A 19,707-nucleotide genomic window follows, 5' to 3' on the forward strand; every position below is an offset into this window, starting at 1 on the left:
TCAGCTGCCTGCGCCTCCCCGCGCGGTGGCTGAGATGTCTATGAATTACTCGGCGGCGATTGTCTCAACGTCCTGGCCGGACGCAGCCATGATGGCCTTGACGATGTTATGATAGCCGGTGCAACGGCACAGGTTGCCTTCCAGATAGTCGCGCACCTCAGTCTCGGTCGGTGTGGGGTTCTCTTTCAGCAAGGCGGCTGCAGACATCACCATACCCGGCGTACAAAACCCGCATTGCAGACCGTGGTGATCTTGGAAGGCCTGTTGAATGACATTGAGCGAACCATCGGCATTTGCCTGCCCTTCGATCGTGGCAACCTCGGCACCATCGGCTTCGGCGGCAAACATCGTGCAGGCCTTCACCGCATCACCATCAACATGCACAACGCAGGCCCCGCATTGCGACGTATCACAGCCCACATGGGTGCCCGTGAGGCGCAGATCATTGCGCAGGAAATCTACGAGCAACATACGCCCCTCCACCTCTTTGGTGACGGGCTTGCCGTTCACGGTCATGGTTACACTTGTCATTCCAATCCTCCCAAATCGTCATTACTTAAACGCGAGTTAAGCACGGGCCTGCGCAGTTGAGAACCGGAAACTTACGCTGCGTCAGCAACATGATTGGTGCTGATTGCAATCAAGCCAACCTGCGGGCAGTAATTTAGGCCGGTCAGAGCATCATATTCTAAGGACACTTAGACAGCATTGCGTGGACGATGCACATGCAGCATCACAAGTGACACGCGCCCCGTTTTCAGGGCCAGCGCTGTGTTTGCGCGATCGGAAGCCGCTTCGAGATCGCGCAGCTGGCTAAAAAAGTGGCAAACCGGTGTTCTTTACTTCGCCGCCCGGAGCGCTGTGATCACCTCAGCCATCACGCTCACGGCGATCTCAGCCGGTTGGCGCCCACCGATATCCAGCCCCACCGGCGCATGAATGCGCGCGATATCTTCTGTGCCAAATCCAGCGGCTTGCAACCGCGTGATCCTTTTCGCATGGGTACGGGTCGATCCGAGACAGCCGAGATAAAACACATCCGCGCGCAATGCGGTCATTATTGCGGGGTCATCCAATTTCGGGTCATGTGTCAAAGTGACAATTGCCGTCCGCGTATCCGGTTTCAGCGCCAAAATTGCCTCATCCGGCCAATACTCAATGATCGTTTCCCCCGGAAACCGCTGTTCCGCCCCAAAGGCGCTGCGCGGGTCGACCAAAACGGTCTGAAAACCGCAGGAACGGGCCATCGGGGCCAGGAATTGGGCAATATGGACCGCCCCCACGATGATCATTCGCAAAGGGGGATTATGCACGCCGACAAAATAACGGCCGTCAGGTTCGATACCCGAACGATCCAAACGAAAGCGCTCTGGATATGCAGACATCTGCATAATCTGCGGCGCACCGCCCTGTAAATCCGCGACATAGGCGACGGGCTGACCTTGCAGGCGGGCCGCAACCAGCTTTTCCACAACAGGCAGGGGCAAGGCGGTGCCGACAGGCTCAATCAATATCTTGATCTCACCGCCACAAGCCAGGCCAACGGCGAATGCCTCGTCATCGCTCACGCCAAACTCCAGTACACGGGGGGTGCCATCTGACAGTGCCTCCAGCGCCTCGACAATCACCGCCCCCTCAACACAGCCGCCCGAGACCGAGCCCTCCATGCCGCCATCACCATCAATGATCAGCTGACTTCCCACCGGGCGGGGTGCAGAGCCCCAGGTCTGCACAACAGTCGCAATCGCGACAGCGCGGCCATTGCGATGCCAGGCAAGCGCTAGTGCGGGCAGGTCGTGAATATCATCCATCAGGTTTGCATGATCCTTGTCAGAAAACAGTTATTGCGGGCCGAACGCACATCAACATAGGCGACACACGCATCCTCGAAAAGGCGGCTTGCATAGCCAGCGACCTGATCCTGTTCGGTGATCTGTCCAGTGCCATAGATGATACGCTCATCCGCGTCATAGGCTTTCAAAAGATAGGTCGGAGAGGTCTTCAGGATCGCGGGTACCGCACCGCCGTCATGGGGTTCACAATGGTTCGCGCAGAAAAAAACCGGCCCGGTTTCTGCATAAGGATGCAGGCTTGCAAAGGGACGCGCGGCGCAGATCAGCATTTCGTCCCCTTCTGGAACATTGCGCAGGCATGACCGGCACGGCGTACCAACCCCTGATGAAATCGCCCGTTCAGCGGGGGCGCCATAGACATCAGGGCCACCGGCGCGCAATTGGGTCAGCGTATGTTGATCGAAAGGTAGATATGTAAGGGGCATCAACGTCTCCTTGGTTGCGATATGCCCTGATAGAAACAGCCGCATATTCCACGCGACCCGAAACATGCGCAAAGCTCTGGCCGGATCGTCTAACCATCGCCCGACATCATCTGCATCAATCGGGCCTTCTGCCCAGCATCGTCCGGTTGGGCCAAAGCCTGCGCGAGCCCCTCTAGCGACGCGATGTTATGGCCCGCCCGGAAACTGCTGCAATGCGGAAGCATTTGCATGATCCCCCTAGCCTTGGGGGCAAAACCCTCCCATCGCAGCAGCGGGTTCAACCAGATCAATTGGCGGGCCGACAGGCGTAGCCGCTGCATCTGGCGGCCTAAATCGGCATCTCGATCACGATCAAGGCCATCCGTGATCAACAAGACCACCGCGCCCTGCCCCATTACGCGGCGGGACCAATCCTGATTAAAGCGATGCAGGCATTCACCAATACGCGTCCCGCCTTCCCAATCCTGCGCCTCTGCCCCTGCTAGGGCAAGCGCCTCATCCACGTCTTTTCGCCGCAAATGCCGGGTAATGTTGGTCAGCCGCGTGCCAAAGGTAAACGCATGGACCTGCGCCCAACCCTGCCCTTCACGATTTGCGACAGCATGGATGAACTGCAAAACCGAGCGGGAATACTGCGCCATGGATCCCGAGATATCGCACAGCACGACCAGGTTAGGATAGCGGGTCCGGGGGCGTTTGGTGGCGAAATGCGTTACTTCGCCGCCTTTGCGCATCGCCGCTCGCATCGTTCCTGGCCAGTCGGGCAAGCGTCCCGGCAGCGACTGCGTCCGGCGGCTGTTTATTGGCGGGACCGGCAACCGCAATTTTGCCAAAAGACGTTTCGCCGCCGCCATCTCGGCCACGCTCATCTGTTCAAAATCCAATGACCGCAAACGTTCTTCGGCTGAAATCGTGCGGGAGGCGTCCACAACGATCTCAACCTCTTCGCCCCCATCATCGATATCGGGCAAATCACGGTCGTGACCATCCAGTAATGCCTCGGCCGCCCGCTTTTCGGATGCTTGGGCTGGCTTTTCCTCCTGCACGCCCCGGATCATAGGGGACATAAAGGACATCATCTGTTCAAGGTAGCGCGGATCGCGCCAATACAGCCGAAACAGCTGGGAAAAAACCGCCCGCTCTTCGGGTTTGGAGACAAAACAGGCATGCAATGTCCAATAAAAGTCCGCGCGTTCCGTAAACCCAACAGCCTGCACGGCTTGCACAGCATCGAGCACACGCCCCGGCCCAATAGACAGCCCAGCTTTGCGCAAAGCCCGCGCAAAATGGGTGATATTCTGCGCAAGTTTGGGATCGTCAGGCAGTTCCAGATCGGCAAGCGTGGCCATCAGGCGGGCACCAAATCAGCCTTTGCTGCATCCAGGATGCGCTTGGCCTCTGATCCTTCAAGCTTTTGGATATCGTCCTGGTATTTCAATATGGCGCCAAGAGTGTCGGCAATCACCTCCGGGGACAGATTGATGACATCAAGCGCAAGCAGGCATTTGGCCCAATCAATCGTCTCAGCAACGCCGGGTCTCTTGAACAGATCTTCGCTGCGCAGTCTTTGCACAAAGGCAACAATTTCACGGGACAAGGCAGTCGCCGCTTCTGGGGCGCGAGCCTGCAATATCTCTATTTCACGCTCAAAATCCGGGTAATCAACCCAATGATAAAGACACCGGCGCTTCAGTGCGTCATGCACCTCACGGGTCCGGTTCGAGGTCAGGATCACAATGGGTGGCTCTGGCGCGGCCACTGTGCCCAGTTCAGGGATGGTCACTTGAAAATCGCTCAGCGCCTCAAGCAAAAACGCCTCAAATGGCGCATCCGTCCGGTCCAACTCATCGATCAACAACACAGGCGCGCCACCAGCTTGTGGGCGCATGGCTTGCAGTAAGGGGCGTTCAATCAGGTAGTCCTCGGTGAACAGCTCAGTCTTCAAAGCCGATGCATCGGCCCCGCCAGCAGCCTCTGCCGCGCGAATGGCGATCATCTGCTCGGCAAAGTTCCATTCATAAACGGCTGCAGCGGAATCAAGCCCCTCATAGCATTGCAATCGGATCAAACGGCGGCCCAGGCTGGCGGCAATGGCTTTGGCGATTTCGGTCTTGCCGGTACCCGCCTCACCTTCCAAAAACAAAGGGCGGCCAAGCTTAAGCCCCAAAAACACGACCGTCGCCAAGGCCCGTCCGCACACATAGTCCTGTGCAGCCAAACCGGCTTGGACCTCATCAATATTGCCAAATACCATTATGCCCTCCTCTGCCGCTTATAGCTGCATCCTGGCGCGCGCGCGTCAACCCGTCCATTGCCCCAAGGACAACAAGGGCCTAGCGTGCACGCAAGGAAAACGAGGATGCCGCATGAATGATTCCACACCAATCAAGCCAGGTTTTGGGCCGGATTTAGGTGCATTTGACTGGTCCGACCCCCTGCAGCTTGAAGGTCTGCTGACCGAGGACGAACGGATGCTTCGCGATGCCGCGCACAGCTTTGCGCAAGATGTGTTGCAGCCCAAAGTCACTGCCGCTTATCGGGACGAAAGGGTCGACCCGGGTGTTTTCCAAGCAATGGGCGATGCAGGGCTGCTTGGGGTCACCATCCCGGAGGCGTTCGGCGGTCTGGGCGCGGGTTACGTGACATACGGTCTTATCGCCCGCGAAATTGAGCGGGTCGATAGCGGGTACCGGTCTATGATGTCAGTTCAATCATCTCTGGTTATGTACCCAATCCACGCCTACGGCTCAGATGCGCAACGGCAAAAATACCTGCCCGGTCTTGCTGCGGGCAAGCTGATCGGATGCTTCGGTCTGACCGAATCTGATGCCGGTAGTGATCCTGCAGGCATGAAAACGACGGCCAAAAGAACCGACGAGGGATATGTGTTGAACGGGTCCAAAATGTGGATCAGCAACGCACCAATTGCAGATGTCTTCGTCATTTGGGCCAAATCGGAAGCCCATGATGGGAAAATCAGAGGGTTCTTGCTGGACAAAGACACCCCCGGTCTGAGCGCGCCAAAAATTGGTGGCAAGCTGAGCCTGCGCGCCTCGGTCACCGGCGAAATCGTGATGAATAACGCCGCAGTCAGCGCGGATGCCCTGCTGCCCAGCGTGCAAGGCCTTAAAGGCCCTTTCGGCTGCCTGAACCGGGCGCGGTACGGGATCGCATGGGGGGTCATGGGCGCGGCTGAGGCGTGCTGGCATGCGGCGCGCCAATACGGGCTTGATCGCAAGCAATTTGGGCGTCCCTTGGCCCAAACCCAGCTATTTCAGAAAAAACTGGCCGACATGCAGACCGAGATCACACTTGGGACGATGTCAGCCCTACAGCTTGGCCGGCTGATGGAGCAAGGCCAAGCTGCCCCTGAAATGATCAGCCTGATGAAGCGCAACAATTGCGGCAAAGCGCTCGATATCGCGCGGGCAGCACGCGACATGCATGGCGGTAACGGGATCAGTGAGGACTTTCCAGTCATGCGCCATATGGTCAACCTTGAGACCGTCAACACATATGAAGGCACCCATGACGTGCATGCGCTTATTCTTGGGCGGGCCCAAACGGGGCTACAAGCATTCTTCTAGCTCTGCCCCTTTGGAGCGACCGATTTAGATATAGTAGATGTCGCGATAGACATGCCGAAAGATATCATCGCGCGACAGCCCGATCTCGGCCAGTTCTGCATCAGATAACGCTTGCAGCTTCTCTACTGTCTCTGTTCGGTTTTGCGCAATGATAAGACGGTCCATGAAATGGCCAAGCTTATCCATCATCGTGTGAATAAATGACGGGCGGTCAGATGTGTCCGAGAAAAACGCCATGAGTAAGATCCACTTTGGTTATGCTTCGCAGCCAAAATAGACCTCTGCTCACAAAACAGAACAACAAATGCTGCAATGCCGCATTGCAGCTGCCGCATAACCTATTCCGGGTCTTTGCGCGCGTCGATCTGCTTTTTGATCAGTTCGACGATCCGTGTGCCAAAATACCCCAAGATCCCGCCAAAAACGACCCAGAACGCTGTGCCGCTGGTCAGCAAAGCAGCTGCGATACCCGCGAGCAGCATTGCAATCATAAAGGCGATCAGGCGGGTTTCGACCGGATCAATCTTGATATGCGGCTCCAATACCTTGACCAGAGGAACAGCGACTGGCGCCACAAGATGGGGTGTCAAAAATCCTGCAACAATAGCAACGATAAAGCCAAGCATAAGCTCCCTCCCAGGGGCAGTTTCATTCTGTTAACCTTTATAAAGGGGACAACAGCCCGATCTGCAAGGACATTCACAACAGCTCTGGTCTCAGCGGGCACAACGGTGTAACCCGGCAACATGCCTGACAAGAACATGACAAGCCTGACCATACGCCGCCCCGATGACTGGCACTTGCACCTGCGCGACGGCGCGATGCTACGGGCCGTACTTCCAGAAACATCCCGGCATTTTGGCCGGGCGATCATCATGCCCAACCTAGTACCACCGGTTGTCACAACTGCGGACGCAGCCGCCTATCGGGACAGGATCATAGGCGCCCTGCCCGATGGTGCAGATTTCACGCCCTTAATGACACTCTACCTGACCGAAGATACAGATCCCGCGGATGTCAAACGGGCCTATGAAACCGGGGTTGCACAGGCTGTGAAACTCTACCCTGCTGGGGCGACGACAAACTCGGCCTCGGGCGTGCGCGATTTCGAAAAGATCCGCCCCGTTCTTGAACAAATGGCCGAAATCGGGATGCCACTTTGTGTGCATGGCGAGGTGACAGATAACGATATCGACATCTTTGACCGTGAGGCGGTTTTCATTGATCGCATTCTCAAACCGCTGCGCAAGAAGGTGCCTGACCTGAAAGTTGTGATGGAGCATGTCACGACAAAAGATGCCGTGGATTATGTACGTGACAGCCATAAAAACCTGGCCGCAACGATCACGACACACCACCTAATCATCAACCGCAATCATATCCTCGCTGGCGGGATCAAGCCGCATTTTTATTGCCTGCCCGTCGCGAAACGCGAACTGCACCGCGTGGCTTTGGTACAGGCAGCTATTTCAGGCGATAAACGGTTTTTCCTTGGCACAGATAGCGCGCCACATACCGATCCCGCAAAGCTGCAACCATGCGGATGCGCTGGTATCTTTACTGCGCCAAATACGATGTCTTGCCTTGCGGAAGTCTTTGATGTGGCGGGGAAGCTGACAAAGCTGGAGGCATTCACCTCGCTTAACGGCCCCGCCTATTACGGGTTAGCACCAAATGAGACGACGATAACGCTGACCAAAGGTGATCCCATCGCATATCCGGCACAGATTACAACAGCAGACGGACCCGTCACCGTATTTGATCCCGGTTTCGACCTACATTGGCGGGTCGAAACGTGAGTGAGATCAAATTTCTAGAAATTTGATCGCCCCCCATCATCTAATATGACAGAGCACCATCATGATACCTACATCCTTTCCCGCCAAAGAAGAAATTGCCAGGCTATCTGCCGGAATGCTGCTTGAAGCGGGGGCGGTTGACTTCAACGCGGACACGCCCTTTACCTTCTCATCTGGCAGGCAGGCCCCCACCTATGTGGATTGCAGACGGTTAATCAGCTTCCCACGCATCCGTACGACGCTGATGGATTTTTTGGCTGTCACGATCATGCGTGAAGCGGGGTTCGAAGCCTTCGACAATGTCGCGGGCGGTGAAACCGCAGGGATCCCATTCGGGGCATTCATCGCCGAGCGACTTGCGCTGCCGATGACATATGTTCGTAAGAAACCAAAAGGTTACGGGCGCAACGCCCGGATCGAAGGGTTGATGGGCGAAGGTGATCGGGTCCTGCTGGTCGAAGACATGACCACAGATGGCGGCTCTAAACTGTCATTTGTGGACGCAATCCGCGATACTGGCGCCAATTGTAACGCGACCGCATTGATCTTCTTTTATGATATCTACGAGGGCGTTCAGGACCGGCTAGACGCACATGGCGTCCAGCTGATTTATCTATGCACCTGGTGGGATGTGCTTGCCGAAGCCCGGGCGCGCAAAGCTTTTGACGAAAGAACGCTTAATGCGGTCGAAGCTTACTTGCGCGATCCTGCAGGTTGGGCACCCTAGGGGTTACCGATATCAACGGTCGCCGGTTTCTATCCTGCGTCCAAAACCTTGCTCAGCACGAACACACCGCGCATATCGCCCTCGGAAAAGCCGCGCGCCATATCTTCGGGATAGCGATCTGCCAAAATGTCCGCGACCTCTGCGCTAACCTCACTGGCGCCGTGGCAGGTCAGACAAACGCCAGCGGTTGGAATGGCGCGCGTCATCCGAAAGACGCGTTGATCATCCTGTTCGATGATCTCTGCCCGGACCAGCGTTTGTGGATCTTCGCCGGCATCCAAACGGTTCAAAAAATCATCGATCGCCGCCGCCGTGTAAGCATCAGGTGCATTTGCGGGGTTGCGTAGCCGATGGCTAGAGCGGCTGATTTCCCAGCCTTCATTGGCATCTGATATGTCGTAAGTGATGCTTTGCGCCTCAATATTGCACAGGTCCACCGCCGCAACGGGGCCGCCCGCTTGCATGGCGCTTTGCAATTCGGCCTGCAGTGCACCAGCCAATTGGACAATCACCTGTCCGCCCTCTTGGGCAAGATCCTGCACTTCCTCAGCCGTTACAGGTGCAGCCAAGCTCACACAAATTGCGACCGTTGCTTTCAATTTCATATTCAGCCCTCCCATGCTTGCACGAAATACATTTCCAAATTGAAATATATTCAAGCATTACGCAAGGGCTCAGAATAACTGGCACAATATGCGAGGAATGGCGCTTAGACCGCACTCAATTTCTTCAGGCGCGCGTCGCGCAACCGCACAAAGTCATCACCCGCATGATAAGATGAACGGGTCAACGGGCTGGCCGAAACCATCAGGAAACCTTTGCCAAAGGCCGCTTTCTCATAGGAGGCGAACTCCTCCGGGGTTACAAAACGATCCACCTTATGGTGCTTGGGTGTCGGCTGCAGATATTGGCCAATTGTCAGGAAATCGATATCAGCAGCGCGCATATCTTCCATAACCTGTGTCACCGCCTGTTTGTCCTCACCCAAGCCGACCATGATCCCAGATTTGGTGAAAATGGTCGGGTCCAGCTCTTTCACCCGCTGTAGCAAGCGCAATGAATGGAAATAGCGGGCACCCGGACGCACCTGCGGATAAAGGCCGGGCACGGTTTCCAAGTTGTGGTTGAACACATCCGGTTTTGCTTCAACGACGATCTCCAGCACTGCGGGATCGCAACGAATAAAGTCTGGCGTCAGAATTTCGATCGTGGTTTTCGGCGACTGGCGGCGGATGGCGCGGATCGTCTGCGCAAAATGGGCCGCCCCGCCATCTTCAATATCATCGCGATCAACAGACGTGACGACGACGTGGTTCAGCCCCAGCTTTTTGACGGCATCGGCGACACGGCCCGGCTCAAAGACATCCAGATCTTCGGGGGGTTTGCCTGTGGCAATGTTGCAGAACGTACAGGCGCGTGTGCAAACCTCGCCCATGATCATCATCGTCGCGTGACCCTGGGACCAGCATTCGCCAACATTCGGACACCCGGCCTCTTCACAGACGGTCACAAGCTTATGTTCGCGCAGCAAATCACGTGTGGCCTTGTAGCCTTCGGATGTCGGGGCCTTCACGCGAATCCAGTCGGGCTTCGTCGGCTGCGGCGCATCAGGGCGCCGCTGCTTTTCAGGATGGCGCTGCGCAGGAATTTTCAGGTCGCGAGTGGACATACTGGGCTCCGGTCGGTCTTATGCCTACCTAGCGCCCCCAGTTATATTTGTCCAATAAAGACAAAATGCTGCATGGCGGGCCTGCACGCCGCGCATGGACCTTACATACCTGATGCCTTCTTAGCCGATCATCGGCCCAAACTGGCCTTGAGTTTCCTCATAGTGCCGTTTGAGCCGTTGCAGCGCGATCCGCAACACAATCTTCCCGGATCGGGCCGACCAACCCATTGATTTCTCGGTGTGTTCAAGGCCTTCCAAATAGCAGCAGCATCGCAAAACAATATCGCCCAAACCCGGGCCAAGATCACGCAGGGCATCACGCACCCTACTCCGTGCGGCGATTGCCCCATCGGGACCCTCGGGATGCAGTTCTACGACATCACCTGTCACAAACGCTTCCCATTTTTCGACACCGCTCATGCCGACCTGTGCTAATTCGAAATCTTCACGAAGCCGTTCGCCCACAGCGACCAGATCCCGCTTCAAAAACAGCTCACCATCACGGTCGCGCCGGCGGGACAAGCCGACCAAGGGGCTTTCAGTATTGTGATAACGATGCGATTGCGGGGGCTCATCATCAAGGGTGGCGATGTCCCAGCCAGCGTCACCGGGGTCATCCATACGCTTTTCGGCAAAGCCGCTGGCCCGGTTTTCGTCTTCAGCGGTTAGTCGGCGCAACGCGGCACGACCAGTATTGGTAATAAAGTAGCGGGCCAACCGGCCTTCAGGGTTTGGACAGGTAATCCAGTCCTTCAAGGCCATGGCTTGCGCAATTTCACGATCAACAATGGCAGTGCGCAATTGCTCACCATGTTCAGTATCACGGACAACAACCGCCGTTTCCATCTCGCGGGCAACGGCCAGCACCGCACCTTGTTCGCAAAGACGGCGCAAGATACGTTTCGCATCCTGATCTATCTGCTTTTGTGTTAATCCTACGATTTGGCCGGTTGTTGCCTGCAGGCATTCTGTCTGTGTCATTACATCTTCCCTCTCAAGATCATCGTCAGCTTTCGAAACACGGGTCGACAAGGATTTGAGTGCGGCATCAATCAACGGATCATCTCTGCGGCATTCGAAACGGCGGACTTGGCGCAAGACGGTTGACGGATGGCAATCGCTTTGACGCGCCAGCGCGCGAATGGATTGACCTGTTTCCGTATGCACAAGATAGTGTCGGGCTGCATCGGGTACCCAAACAGGTAACGCATCGGACCCAATTGACCCTGTTCGTGCAGTCATGTCACTCGTCCTCTTGCCGAAATTTCCGAGACGCAAAAAATGAGCAGCCGAAGATGCAACTCTATCGGCGCATCAACCTAGGCGTGTATGGTTACTCATTTATTAACGCTACAACTTACCCGTCAACTATTCTTTCCAAAGGATAAACAATCCTGACAGCAGCGTTCTTAACTAATTGGGAATGAGCAACGCCCCAACGGGTTGTGCAATTGTATTGCGACTCATCAATACTTTGAAAGGTTGTATGATGCTTGATATCAAAACGCGCCTAAGATCGCTCAAACGCCCCCAGCTTTTGGTCCGTGCCGTTCGGTTTGGTGCCGACGATTATCGGCGGGATGTTCATCTGAAACGATTGCTGAATTGCGATACGCTTCCCCGCCCCGCCGAAGCCGTCATGCGATTGCTTGAGCTTGAGGCCGAAGCAAATCACTGGCGCGAAATACGGTCCGGCAATTACGTGATTGCGCGGCATATCGAAATTCTGATTGCCCTGTCCGGCGAGGCTGCGCTGATGCAAGCGACCTCCAGCACCTGCTAGGTGAAGGCGTCGGGCATACTGGCTTTCTTTTCAGCAACATAGGCACGCAAACGGGCCTCAACATCGGGATCGATTGAAGGCTGCTGATAGGTATCCAGCAGCTTTTGTACCCGGGCCGCCGCAAGGGCCTGCGTGTCGCGGGCACCTTCCTCATACCAAGTCTCGTAGGTCTTGTAGTCAAGCAGATTTGACCGCCAGAAAGCTGTCTCAAAATTCGCTTGGGTATGCGTGCACCCCAAGTAATGGCCACCGGGACCGACCTCTTCAATGGCATCCAGCGCCAAGCCCGCCTGAGAGGTATCAACACCCCGTGCGAAATGATGCAACGTACCCAATTGGTCGGCATCCATCACGAACTTTTCAAACGACGCGACAAGACCGCCCTCAAGCCAACCGCAGGCATGCAGCATGAAATTGACACCAGCCAACAACCCGGTTTGCAAGCTATTGGCGGTTTCATACGCGGCCTGAGCATCTGGCAGTTTCGATCCGCAGAACGACCCGGCCGATCGGTACGGCAACCCCAAACGGCGGGCCAACTGCCCGGCACCGTAGGTAATGTGACTCGCCTCAGGCGTGCCAAAGGTCGGCGCGCCTGAGTTCATATCGATAGAGCTTACAAACGCGCCAAAGATGACCGGGGCGCCGGGGCGAACCAGCTGCGAATAGGCAACGCCTGCCAGTACTTCGGCCAATACTTGGGTCAGCGTTCCAGCCACCGATACAGGGGCCATCGCGCCGCCGACGATGAACGGGCTAATGATCGATGCCTGGTTGTTCTGGGCAAAAGCCTCAAGCGCTCCCATCATGACATTGTCAAATGTCATGGGCGAATTGATATTGATCAGCGAGGTCATGACCGTGTTGTCCTGCACAAAATCCTTCCCGAAAAGGATCTCGCACATCTCAACGGAATCTTGCGCGCGGCTCGGCTCGGTGACAGCCCCCATGAAGGGCTTGTCGCTGTAAATCATATGGGCAAGCAACATATCCAAGTGGCGCTTGTTCACGGGGACATCCGTTGGTTCGCAGACGGTGCCACCCGAATGGTGCAGCCATTTTGACATGTACCCTAATTTCACGAATTTTTCGAAATCAGCCATGGTGGCATAGCGGCGACCGCCCGCTGCATCACGCACAAATGGCGGCCCATATACCGGGGCAAGCACCAGACTATCGCCGCCAATTTCGACATTCCGATCCGGGTTGCGGGCAACTTGGGTAAATTTGGATGGGGCAGTCGCACATAATTTGCGGGCCATGCCGCGCGGAATGCGCACGCGCTCGCCTTGCACATCGGCACCTGCCGCACGCCAACGATCCAACGCATCCGGGTTATCAACAAAGTTCACACCGATCTCGGCCAGGACAGTTTCGGCATTCGCCTCGATCAAGTCCAACGCCTCTTCGGTCAGAACCTCATAATGGGGAATGTTGCGGGTGATGAATTTCTCTGTCTCGACACTCACAGCCGTTCTTGCCGCACGGCGCGCCGCCCCGCCACCGCCGCGTCTTGCCGCTCTGACCGGTGCATCTGACATGAAAACTCCTCCAACCGCCGATAACTCAATTAGTCTTATAGTCTTACAATTGAGAGACGGTCGGAATTACCGCTTTTGCGGCCTCTGGCAGGCAAAAGCGACATGCGCTGGCATTTTGATCAGAGTTCGTGTTGGCCCCGACCTAATAGGCGCATTCGGTCATCGGATCGAAATCGGGCTGCGGCTCAAAAGCAGTCAAATTGGACCGGGTTGTCAAAGTCAGCAAACTGTTTGCAAAAGCCACAATTTCTTCTTCATTCGCCTCACGCGCCTGCAGATGTGTAACAACAGCCACATGATCATTGATCCAACGCTCACTTGTAAACCGACAACCCGCGTCAGTTTCACATTGCTCTGGCGGATCAAGCATGACGCTTGGCACATTTGATGTCAGCGCCCCCAAAGGCGGGCACGGAAAGGTGCCATCCCTTTCGCAACTATGACCGATTGCTGTTACTTCATCCGCATTTGGTTGCGGTAGATAGTAGAAAACCAGTTGATTACCGCCCACAATGAAGGGACCTTGCGTGGTTTGCGTGAACGATGCTGTATCATAAACGCTTGTGCTGATCTCATTCGTCTGGCGAATATTCCTTGGCTGATCAAACAATGCAAAGCTTGGTGCATCATTCACCGTAATCACATTTTCTGAGTTCGCTTCGATCCAATAGTTCGACAAGGATACGCTAAGCCTGATCATTTCCTGGAAACGATCTGCGGCCGCCATACCGGCCTGCCCGGCACCCAGGCTCGGATCTTCAAGCTGCTGTAAAAGGTGAAAAGTATCGACGTAATGCAAAACCCGATCAAACAAGGCAGCCTCAGTCACATCCGGCCATTTCACATGCGCAAATAAACCCTGCTCATTGCCCACGCTGCCGATCGGATTGGCATTGTACCCAGCATAGCGATAAAGCGCGTCAAAATTTGCCAGATGCTGCTCAAGTCTTTGCTTATTGCTACGTCCAGCCACAGGCGGTCGGTAATGCTCTGGACGCAAATGGGCATCAGCCGCGAAAACGGCGTCAGCCCATTGATCAAACACAACCGGATCAAGCGACAACGCATCACTGATTTGATCAAACGCTGCACTTCTTGCGGCATATATCCGGTCCCAACGATAGATACGCGTGTATTCGCGATCGACATGACGAAACTGCAAAGTCGTTTTGACATCCTGGGACCCAATGCTGCATTGCCATGAAAATGTCTCATCCGTCAGATCATCAACGGTTTTGCGGCATCCCTGCTGCGCGGGGGCTTGCAGCCAGTTGGTCATCTTGGCCCAGACGGCATCGCGATTTTCCTGATATTCTGCAACTGTGGATTGCCATGCGGCCTCCAGACATCTCAGTTCAGTGACCGTATCCGCCTTCGCGCCCAAAGCAGCACAAGCCGTTGAAATTGCCAGAAACCCACGTATTTTCAAATGCCATCCCCCAAATGTTAACCTTGAATTATGAAGCAAGCGGACAGCTTTCAAGTGATCCGCCTTGCAATGTCGAAAAGCATTGGCTACCCGAAGGCCATGTCTGATCATCAACGCCTTCTTATCATCGACTTCGGCAGCCAGGTCACGCAGCTGATCGCCCGTCGCCTGCGCGAGCTGAACGTCTATTGCGAAATTCACCCCTATCAAAACGTCACCGACGCCTTTTTGGCCGACTTCGCGCCCAAGGCCGTGATCTTCTCCGGCGGACCTGACAGCGTCACCCGCGAAGGATCACCCCGCGCGCCTGATAGTGTCTTTGATCTGGGGGTCCCGATCCTTGGCATCTGCTACGGCCAGCAAACCATGATGACCCAACTGGGCGGCAAAGTGGTCAGCGGGCACGGTACCAAAGAATTTGGTCGGGCCTTTGTGACACCGCAGGACGGTCTGGACCTTCTCAACGGCTGGTTTGCCACCGACAAGGAACAAGTCTGGATGAGCCACGGCGACCATGTCTCTGAAATTGCGCCAGGTTTTAAGGTTTACGGCACCTCACCCAACGCGCCTTTTGCGATCACGGCTGATGTGTCGCGGCACTTCTACGCGGTGCAATTCCACCCCGAGGTTCATCACACGCCCAACGGTGGCAAGCTCTATGAAAACTTCGTGCGGCTCGCCGGTTTCTCTGGCGACTGGACCATGGGCGCCTACCGCGAGCAGGCGATTGCCGCGATCAAAGACCAAGTCGGCGACAAACAAGTAATCTGCGCCCTGTCCGGCGGGGTCGATTCGTCCGTGGCCGCAGCACTGCTGCACGAAGCCATTGGCGACCAGCTGACCTGCGTCTTCGTCGACCACGGCCTGCTGCGCCTGAACGAGGCCGAAGAAGTCGTGGGTATGTTCCGCGACCATATGAACTTGAAAGTGATTCACGCCGATGAAACCGAACTGTTCTTGGGTGAACTCGAAGGGCAATCCGACCCCGAAACCAAGCGCAAGATCATCGGCAAACTGTTCATCGACGTCTTCCAGAAATACGCCAATGACATCGAAGGGGCCGAATTCCTGGCCCAAGGCACGCTTTACCCCGATGTGATCGAAAGCGTCAGCTTCTCGGGCGGGCCATCGGTCACGATCAAAAGCCATCATAACGTGGGCGGGCTGCCCGAAAAAATGGGGCTCAAACTGGTCGAACCGCTCCGCGAGCTGTTTAAAGACGAAGTGCGCGCCTTGGGTGTCGAACTTGGGCTGCCAAAAAGCTTCATCGGCAGACATCCGTTCCCTGGCCCTGGCCTCGCGATCCGCTGTCCCGGTGAAATCACCCGCGAGAAACTGGAAATCCTGCGCAAGGCCGACGCGGTCTATATCGACCAAATCCGCAGACACGGGCTCTATGATGACATCTGGCAGGCCTTCGTGGCCATTCTGCCCGTGCGCACGGTCGGGGTCATGGGCGACGGGCGCACCTACGACTTTGCCTGTGCATTGCGGGCCGTGACATCTGTCGACGGGATGACAGCAGACTACTACCCCTTCAGCCATGAATTCCTTGGCGAAACCGCCACGCGGATCATCAATGAGGTGCCGGGGATCAATCGGGTCACCTATGACATCACCAGCAAACCGCCCGGAACCATCGAATGGGAATAACGGCCAAGCCGGGCATGGTCGCCTTGACCGGTACGATCATCATTCCAAAAGACATGCAGGCCGACCTGCTGCCGCTTTTGGAAGAGCACAAAGCCCTGACACGGCAAGAACCCGGCTGTCTGAAATTCGACGTCGCGCCAGATGCAGATGACCCTACGCTTTTTCACGTGGATGAGCTTTTCAAGGATGAAGCCGCTTTTGCACACCACCAATCTGCAGGCGCCGCACGGCCTTGGGGACCGGCCAGCAAAGAACTGATGCGCAACTTCAACAAGCGCCTGCTTTAATGGCCAAAATACTGATCATCCTGGCCCTTTGCGCCATAAAACCAAAACCCGCGCAAAACTGACGAAAAGGGCAACGATGCGTTTCATCATCAAAATCATCCTAGCCGGGGTTCTCACATTCTTTGTCACTTTCGCCGCAATTACCGCCTATACTGCATGGCGGCCCGCGTCAGAACCAACAGCCGATGTCATCGTGGTTCTCGGCGGCGGGATGAGCGCGAATGGGACGCTGGGACAAGACACGGTCGGGCGTGTGATGAAGGGTGTCGCACTCTATAATGCGGGCGCCGCGCCGCGCATCCATTTCACTGGCGGCGTATCGCGACCAAATACACCAGGCGCAGGTGATCGGATGGCCGAACTGGCGCAAGAATCAGGCATCCCAGCCGGGGCCATCACCACAGAAAACCGCTCGCTCTCAACACTGCAAAACGCGCTGTTCTCCAAACCGATGCTGTCCGATGCGCAGTCGGTCATCTTGGTCAGCGAAGCCTTCCACCTGCCCCGCTCCAAAGCCAGCTTTTGGTGGATGGGCTACGACAACATTTCAGTCGCGCATTCTGATCGTTTCCGCCGCACCCGCGAAGGCGATATCAGCCTGCGGATGCTCGGGCGGGAAACGCTCGCAACATGGTTCAATCTGGGGCGGGCCATGCTATGGTCAGCCACCGGGGGGAAACATGATCATTGGCTAAGGTAAGTAAATTCGCGAAGACGGCAGAACCGCATATCTGCCGGGCAAACCCAACATGAGCCCGATCCTCCAAGCCGCGCTATGGATGATCGGTGCGATCGTCTCTTTCACCTCAATGGCCATCGCCGGGCGCACAGTCAGTGTCGAGCTTGATACTTTTGAGATCATGTTGTTTCGCAGCCTAACGGGTATCCTGATCGTCGTCACACTGGCCAAATTCAGTGGAACACTGGGACAAATCCGAACCGACAGGCCCAAACTGCACCTCATCCGCAATGCCTGCCATTTCGCAGGCCAAAACCTATGGTTCTACGCCTTAACGCTGATCCCTCTCGCGCAAGTTTTCGCCCTTGAATTCACGACCCCCATTTGGGTGATCCTGTTGTCACCCCTTCTGTTACAGGAACGTCTGACCGCGGTGGGCCTGTTCAGCGCGGCACTTGGCTTTGTTGGGGTGCTCATCGTGACGCGGCCAGAGTTATCAAATATCAGCCCCGGGCTGATGGCCGGCGCAACCTGTGCGGTATTTTTTGCACTCACAGCGATCTTCACGCGAAAGCTGACACAGACCGAGACGATCACAACGATCCTGTTTTATCTGACCGTCATGCAGGCGGTCTTCGGACTGATCTGTGCGGGCATCGATGGTGACATCCGCCTGCCCTCAGCAGGTATAAGCGTTTGGGTGATCCTGATCGGAATCGCTGGTCTGCTTGCACATTTTTGCCTGACCAAAGCGCTCAGCATCGCCCCCGCGGGAATCGTGATGCCCATTGATTTCATTCGACTTCCTGCGATCGCGGTCGTGGGCATGGCGCTTTATGACGAACCGCTCGATGCATTGGTTTTCGTTGGGGCGGCTTTCATCTTTGCGGCGAATTATCTGAATATCAGCTTCGCGGAACGTGCTAGAGAAAACTAAACAGTACGGTTCAAAAGTTGCGCAAATAACCGATCTAGTGTATTTTTGTGACGCTACGGCCAGCACTACGGGTTGACGCTGCGTCAATAATTGACGCAAACGTCAAGCAATCCTTACGGTTGACCGCACAATTTTTGATCATGACAGGGATGAGGACATGAGAAATACACTGACAGCAGGGGCAGCACTGCTGCTCACGACCACCATTGCCAACGCGGGGGGAATTGATCGCACCGGTAATGCATACTCGGTTTTATTTGAAGATGGTAACCATGCGCAGCTGTCTTTCTCATCCGTATCACCCGACGTGTCAGGTGACTACCCCGCCGTATTGGGTGGCGGCTCAACGGACAACATGGCTGAAAGCTATTTGTCGTTTGGCGCTGCGGTGAAATACGGGGTCACTGACCAGATAGACTTGGCACTGTTCATCAACCAGCCATTTGGTGCGGACGCCAACTACACGTCCGGTGTGTACTCTGGCCTTGCCGCCGAATGGAACAGCACACAGGTTGCAGCTGTTGCAAAGTACCAGGCAACAGATGCGGTTTCTATCTATGGCGGTGCCCGTGTTATTCAGTCGGAAGCTACGATCGATATCCCTGCGACACTGACAATGGCCGTGCCATACACTGCTGAGACTGAAACAAACACACAGGTCGGATATGTGCTGGGCGCCGCCTACGAAATGCCGGAAATCGCGCTACGTGTCTCGCTGACATACGAAAGTGGTGTAACCCATGACTTCGAAACCAGCGAAGCGTTTGTTGGGGTATCAACCTTGGACAGCACAACAGATATCGAGCTGCCCCAGTCGGTTGCACTTGATTTCCAAACGGGTGTTGCTGTGGACACGCTGGTCTTTGGGTCAATCCGTTGGGCAGAATGGTCGGTGTGGGAAGTGCGTCCGGCCCTTTACGAAGGCGCAACAGGCGATCGTGTAACCGGCATCGACGATGATGTATTCACATACCAACTCGGTGTTGGGCGGCGCATCAACGACGATCTATCCGTTTTTGGTCGGGTAACATTCGAAGATGCCACCGGCGGCGAAGCATCCCGCCTCGCACCAACTGATGGTTCCACCAGCTACGGCATCGGTGGCAGCTATACAGTGAACGACGTGAAATTTACCGGCGGGATCGAATATGCAGTGGTCGGCGACGCCACAGATGGGTCAGGCGTTGAATTCGCAGACAACAGCGCAATCGCAGTTGGTCTGAGCATCGGTTATAGCTTCTAAAACGCTCAACCATAGAGAGCCAAAGCCCCGCCCTCACCCGGCGGGGCTTTTTCGTTTCTCCCGCATGATCCGGGTTGCGCCTGCCCCGCCAACCC

General features: G+C 55.8%; 21 protein-coding genes. 9 read left to right on the forward strand and 12 right to left on the reverse strand.

The features are described from left to right. Positions 1-45: 45 nt before the first annotated feature. The 5 genes from AABB29_RS17140 to AABB29_RS17160 form a co-directional block, all read right to left on the reverse strand. Positions 46-531, reverse strand: a complete 486-nt coding sequence (locus AABB29_RS17140) for a (2Fe-2S)-binding protein (RefSeq protein WP_341365759.1) — start codon at positions 529-531, stop codon at positions 46-48. Positions 532-839: 308 nt separating this feature from the next. Continuing rightward, complete coding sequence (locus AABB29_RS17145) at positions 840-1,811, reverse strand: XdhC family protein (RefSeq protein WP_341365758.1); 972 nt, start codon at positions 1,809-1,811, stop codon at positions 840-842. Continuing rightward, positions 1,811-2,278: a DUF1203 domain-containing protein gene (locus AABB29_RS17150; RefSeq protein ID WP_341365757.1), complete on the reverse strand. Its 468-nt coding sequence runs from the start codon at positions 2,276-2,278 to the stop codon at positions 1,811-1,813. Before AABB29_RS17150 ends, AABB29_RS17145 begins: the two co-directional genes overlap by 1 nt. An 89-nt stretch (positions 2,279-2,367) precedes the next feature. After that, entirely contained in the window at positions 2,368-3,627 is a 1,260-nt protein-coding gene (locus tag AABB29_RS17155) for a VWA domain-containing protein (protein WP_341365756.1), read from the reverse strand. Further along, positions 3,627-4,532, reverse strand: coding sequence for an AAA family ATPase (locus AABB29_RS17160; protein WP_373636645.1), 906 nt, complete (start codon positions 4,530-4,532; stop codon positions 3,627-3,629). The genes AABB29_RS17155 and AABB29_RS17160 overlap by 1 nt, the downstream gene beginning before the upstream one ends. Before the next feature lie 112 nt (positions 4,533-4,644). Between AABB29_RS17160 and AABB29_RS17165 the strand changes: the two genes are divergently transcribed. Beyond that, a complete protein-coding gene (locus tag AABB29_RS17165; RefSeq protein WP_341365755.1) occupies positions 4,645-5,865 on the forward strand; it encodes an acyl-CoA dehydrogenase in 1,221 nt (406 codons plus the stop codon). Positions 5,866-5,889: 24 nt separating this feature from the next. Here the strand turns inward: AABB29_RS17165 and AABB29_RS17170 are convergent, their stop codons facing one another. Continuing rightward, complete coding sequence (locus AABB29_RS17170) at positions 5,890-6,102, reverse strand: DUF1127 domain-containing protein (RefSeq protein ID WP_341365754.1); 213 nt, start codon at positions 6,100-6,102, stop codon at positions 5,890-5,892. Positions 6,103-6,203: 101 nt separating this feature from the next. After that, the gene (locus AABB29_RS17175) at positions 6,204-6,491 is read right to left on the reverse strand and encodes a hypothetical protein (protein ID WP_341365753.1); all 288 of its coding nucleotides are present in this window, start codon (positions 6,489-6,491) and stop codon (positions 6,204-6,206) included. Positions 6,492-6,611: 120 nt separating this feature from the next. Between AABB29_RS17175 and pyrC the strand changes: the two genes are divergently transcribed. After that, positions 6,612-7,664: a dihydroorotase gene (gene pyrC, locus AABB29_RS17180; protein WP_341365752.1), complete on the forward strand. Its 1,053-nt coding sequence runs from the start codon at positions 6,612-6,614 to the stop codon at positions 7,662-7,664. A gap of 61 nt (positions 7,665-7,725) precedes the next feature. Beyond that, positions 7,726-8,391: an orotate phosphoribosyltransferase gene (locus AABB29_RS17185; protein WP_341365751.1), complete on the forward strand. Its 666-nt coding sequence runs from the start codon at positions 7,726-7,728 to the stop codon at positions 8,389-8,391. A 29-nt stretch (positions 8,392-8,420) separates the two neighbouring features. Here the strand turns inward: AABB29_RS17185 and AABB29_RS17190 are convergent, their stop codons facing one another. The 3 genes from AABB29_RS17190 to AABB29_RS17200 all read right to left on the reverse strand — a co-directional run bounded on the left by AABB29_RS17190 (position 8,421) and on the right by AABB29_RS17200 (position 11,302). Then, on the reverse strand, positions 8,421-8,996 hold the full coding sequence (locus tag AABB29_RS17190) for a DUF3365 domain-containing protein (RefSeq protein WP_341365750.1): 576 nt from the start codon (positions 8,994-8,996) through the stop codon (positions 8,421-8,423). Positions 8,997-9,100: 104 nt separating this feature from the next. Next, positions 9,101-10,060, reverse strand: a complete 960-nt coding sequence (lipA, locus tag AABB29_RS17195; protein WP_341365749.1) for a lipoyl synthase — start codon at positions 10,058-10,060, stop codon at positions 9,101-9,103. Between the two features lie 120 nt (positions 10,061-10,180). Next, entirely contained in the window at positions 10,181-11,302 is a 1,122-nt protein-coding gene (locus AABB29_RS17200; protein ID WP_341365748.1) for a DUF6456 domain-containing protein, read from the reverse strand. Between the two features lie 244 nt (positions 11,303-11,546). Between AABB29_RS17200 and AABB29_RS17205 the strand changes: the two genes are divergently transcribed. Then, a complete protein-coding gene (locus AABB29_RS17205; RefSeq protein WP_373636646.1) occupies positions 11,547-11,843 on the forward strand; it encodes a DUF6477 family protein in 297 nt (98 codons plus the stop codon). Here the strand turns inward: AABB29_RS17205 and AABB29_RS17210 are convergent. After that, the gene (locus tag AABB29_RS17210) at positions 11,840-13,384 is read right to left on the reverse strand and encodes a trimethylamine methyltransferase family protein (protein WP_341365746.1); all 1,545 of its coding nucleotides are present in this window, start codon (positions 13,382-13,384) and stop codon (positions 11,840-11,842) included. The genes AABB29_RS17205 and AABB29_RS17210 overlap by 4 nt on opposite strands. A gap of 142 nt (positions 13,385-13,526) precedes the next feature. Beyond that, the gene (locus AABB29_RS17215) at positions 13,527-14,813 is read right to left on the reverse strand and encodes a hypothetical protein (protein ID WP_341365745.1); all 1,287 of its coding nucleotides are present in this window, start codon (positions 14,811-14,813) and stop codon (positions 13,527-13,529) included. A gap of 99 nt (positions 14,814-14,912) precedes the next feature. Here AABB29_RS17215 and guaA point away from each other — a divergent pair, with 99 nt between their 5' ends. The 5 genes from guaA (at position 14,913) to AABB29_RS17240 (ending at position 19,612) form a co-directional block, all read left to right on the forward strand. Beyond that, positions 14,913-16,466, forward strand: a complete 1,554-nt coding sequence (gene guaA, locus AABB29_RS17220) for a glutamine-hydrolyzing GMP synthase (RefSeq protein WP_341369060.1) — start codon at positions 14,913-14,915, stop codon at positions 16,464-16,466. Further along, positions 16,457-16,753 carry a putative quinol monooxygenase gene (locus AABB29_RS17225; protein WP_341365744.1) on the forward strand — a complete coding sequence of 99 codons (297 nt, stop codon included), beginning with the start codon at positions 16,457-16,459 and terminating at the stop codon, positions 16,751-16,753. The genes guaA and AABB29_RS17225 overlap by 10 nt, the downstream gene beginning before the upstream one ends. 76 nt (positions 16,754-16,829) lie before the next feature. Beyond that, positions 16,830-17,453, forward strand: a complete 624-nt coding sequence (locus tag AABB29_RS17230) for a YdcF family protein (RefSeq protein ID WP_373636647.1) — start codon at positions 16,830-16,832, stop codon at positions 17,451-17,453. Positions 17,454-17,502: 49 nt separating this feature from the next. Further along, complete coding sequence (locus tag AABB29_RS17235) at positions 17,503-18,369, forward strand: DMT family transporter (RefSeq protein ID WP_341365742.1); 867 nt, start codon at positions 17,503-17,505, stop codon at positions 18,367-18,369. A gap of 157 nt (positions 18,370-18,526) precedes the next feature. After that, complete coding sequence (locus AABB29_RS17240; RefSeq protein WP_341365741.1) at positions 18,527-19,612, forward strand: outer membrane beta-barrel protein; 1,086 nt, start codon at positions 18,527-18,529, stop codon at positions 19,610-19,612. Positions 19,613-19,707 lie beyond the last annotated feature (95 nt).

The organism is Yoonia sp. BS5-3 (genome assembly GCF_038069655.2).
GTDB classification, from domain to species: Bacteria; Pseudomonadota; Alphaproteobacteria; order Rhodobacterales; family Rhodobacteraceae; genus Yoonia; species Yoonia phaeophyticola.

Coding starts and splice junctions, on each gene's coding strand:
- AABB29_RS17140 (WP_341365759.1), bottom strand. CDS start 531: ATGACAAGTGTAACCATGACCGTGAACGGCAAGCCCGTCACCAAAGAG.
- AABB29_RS17145 (WP_341365758.1), bottom strand. CDS start 1,811: ATGGATGATATTCACGACCTGCCCGCACTAGCGCTTGCCTGGCATCGC.
- AABB29_RS17150 (WP_341365757.1), bottom strand. CDS start 2,278: ATGCCCCTTACATATCTACCTTTCGATCAACATACGCTGACCCAATTG.
- AABB29_RS17155 (WP_341365756.1), bottom strand. CDS start 3,627: ATGGCCACGCTTGCCGATCTGGAACTGCCTGACGATCCCAAACTTGCG.
- AABB29_RS17160 (WP_373636645.1), bottom strand. CDS start 4,532: ATGGTATTTGGCAATATTGATGAGGTCCAAGCCGGTTTGGCTGCACAG.
- AABB29_RS17165 (WP_341365755.1), top strand. CDS start 4,645: ATGAATGATTCCACACCAATCAAGCCAGGTTTTGGGCCGGATTTAGGT.
- AABB29_RS17170 (WP_341365754.1), bottom strand. CDS start 6,102: ATGGCGTTTTTCTCGGACACATCTGACCGCCCGTCATTTATTCACACG.
- AABB29_RS17175 (WP_341365753.1), bottom strand. CDS start 6,491: ATGCTTGGCTTTATCGTTGCTATTGTTGCAGGATTTTTGACACCCCAT.
- pyrC (WP_341365752.1), top strand. CDS start 6,612: ATGCCTGACAAGAACATGACAAGCCTGACCATACGCCGCCCCGATGAC.
- AABB29_RS17185 (WP_341365751.1), top strand. CDS start 7,726: ATGATACCTACATCCTTTCCCGCCAAAGAAGAAATTGCCAGGCTATCT.
- AABB29_RS17190 (WP_341365750.1), bottom strand. CDS start 8,996: ATGAAATTGAAAGCAACGGTCGCAATTTGTGTGAGCTTGGCTGCACCT.
- lipA (WP_341365749.1), bottom strand. CDS start 10,060: ATGTCCACTCGCGACCTGAAAATTCCTGCGCAGCGCCATCCTGAAAAG.
- AABB29_RS17200 (WP_341365748.1), bottom strand. CDS start 11,302: ATGACTGCACGAACAGGGTCAATTGGGTCCGATGCGTTACCTGTTTGG.
- AABB29_RS17205 (WP_373636646.1), top strand. CDS start 11,547: ATGATGCTTGATATCAAAACGCGCCTAAGATCGCTCAAACGCCCCCAG.
- AABB29_RS17210 (WP_341365746.1), bottom strand. CDS start 13,384: ATGTCAGATGCACCGGTCAGAGCGGCAAGACGCGGCGGTGGCGGGGCG.
- guaA (WP_341369060.1), top strand. CDS start 14,913: ATGTCTGATCATCAACGCCTTCTTATCATCGACTTCGGCAGCCAGGTC.
- AABB29_RS17225 (WP_341365744.1), top strand. CDS start 16,457: ATGGGAATAACGGCCAAGCCGGGCATGGTCGCCTTGACCGGTACGATC.
- AABB29_RS17230 (WP_373636647.1), top strand. CDS start 16,830: ATGCGTTTCATCATCAAAATCATCCTAGCCGGGGTTCTCACATTCTTT.
- AABB29_RS17235 (WP_341365742.1), top strand. CDS start 17,503: ATGAGCCCGATCCTCCAAGCCGCGCTATGGATGATCGGTGCGATCGTC.
- AABB29_RS17240 (WP_341365741.1), top strand. CDS start 18,527: ATGAGAAATACACTGACAGCAGGGGCAGCACTGCTGCTCACGACCACC.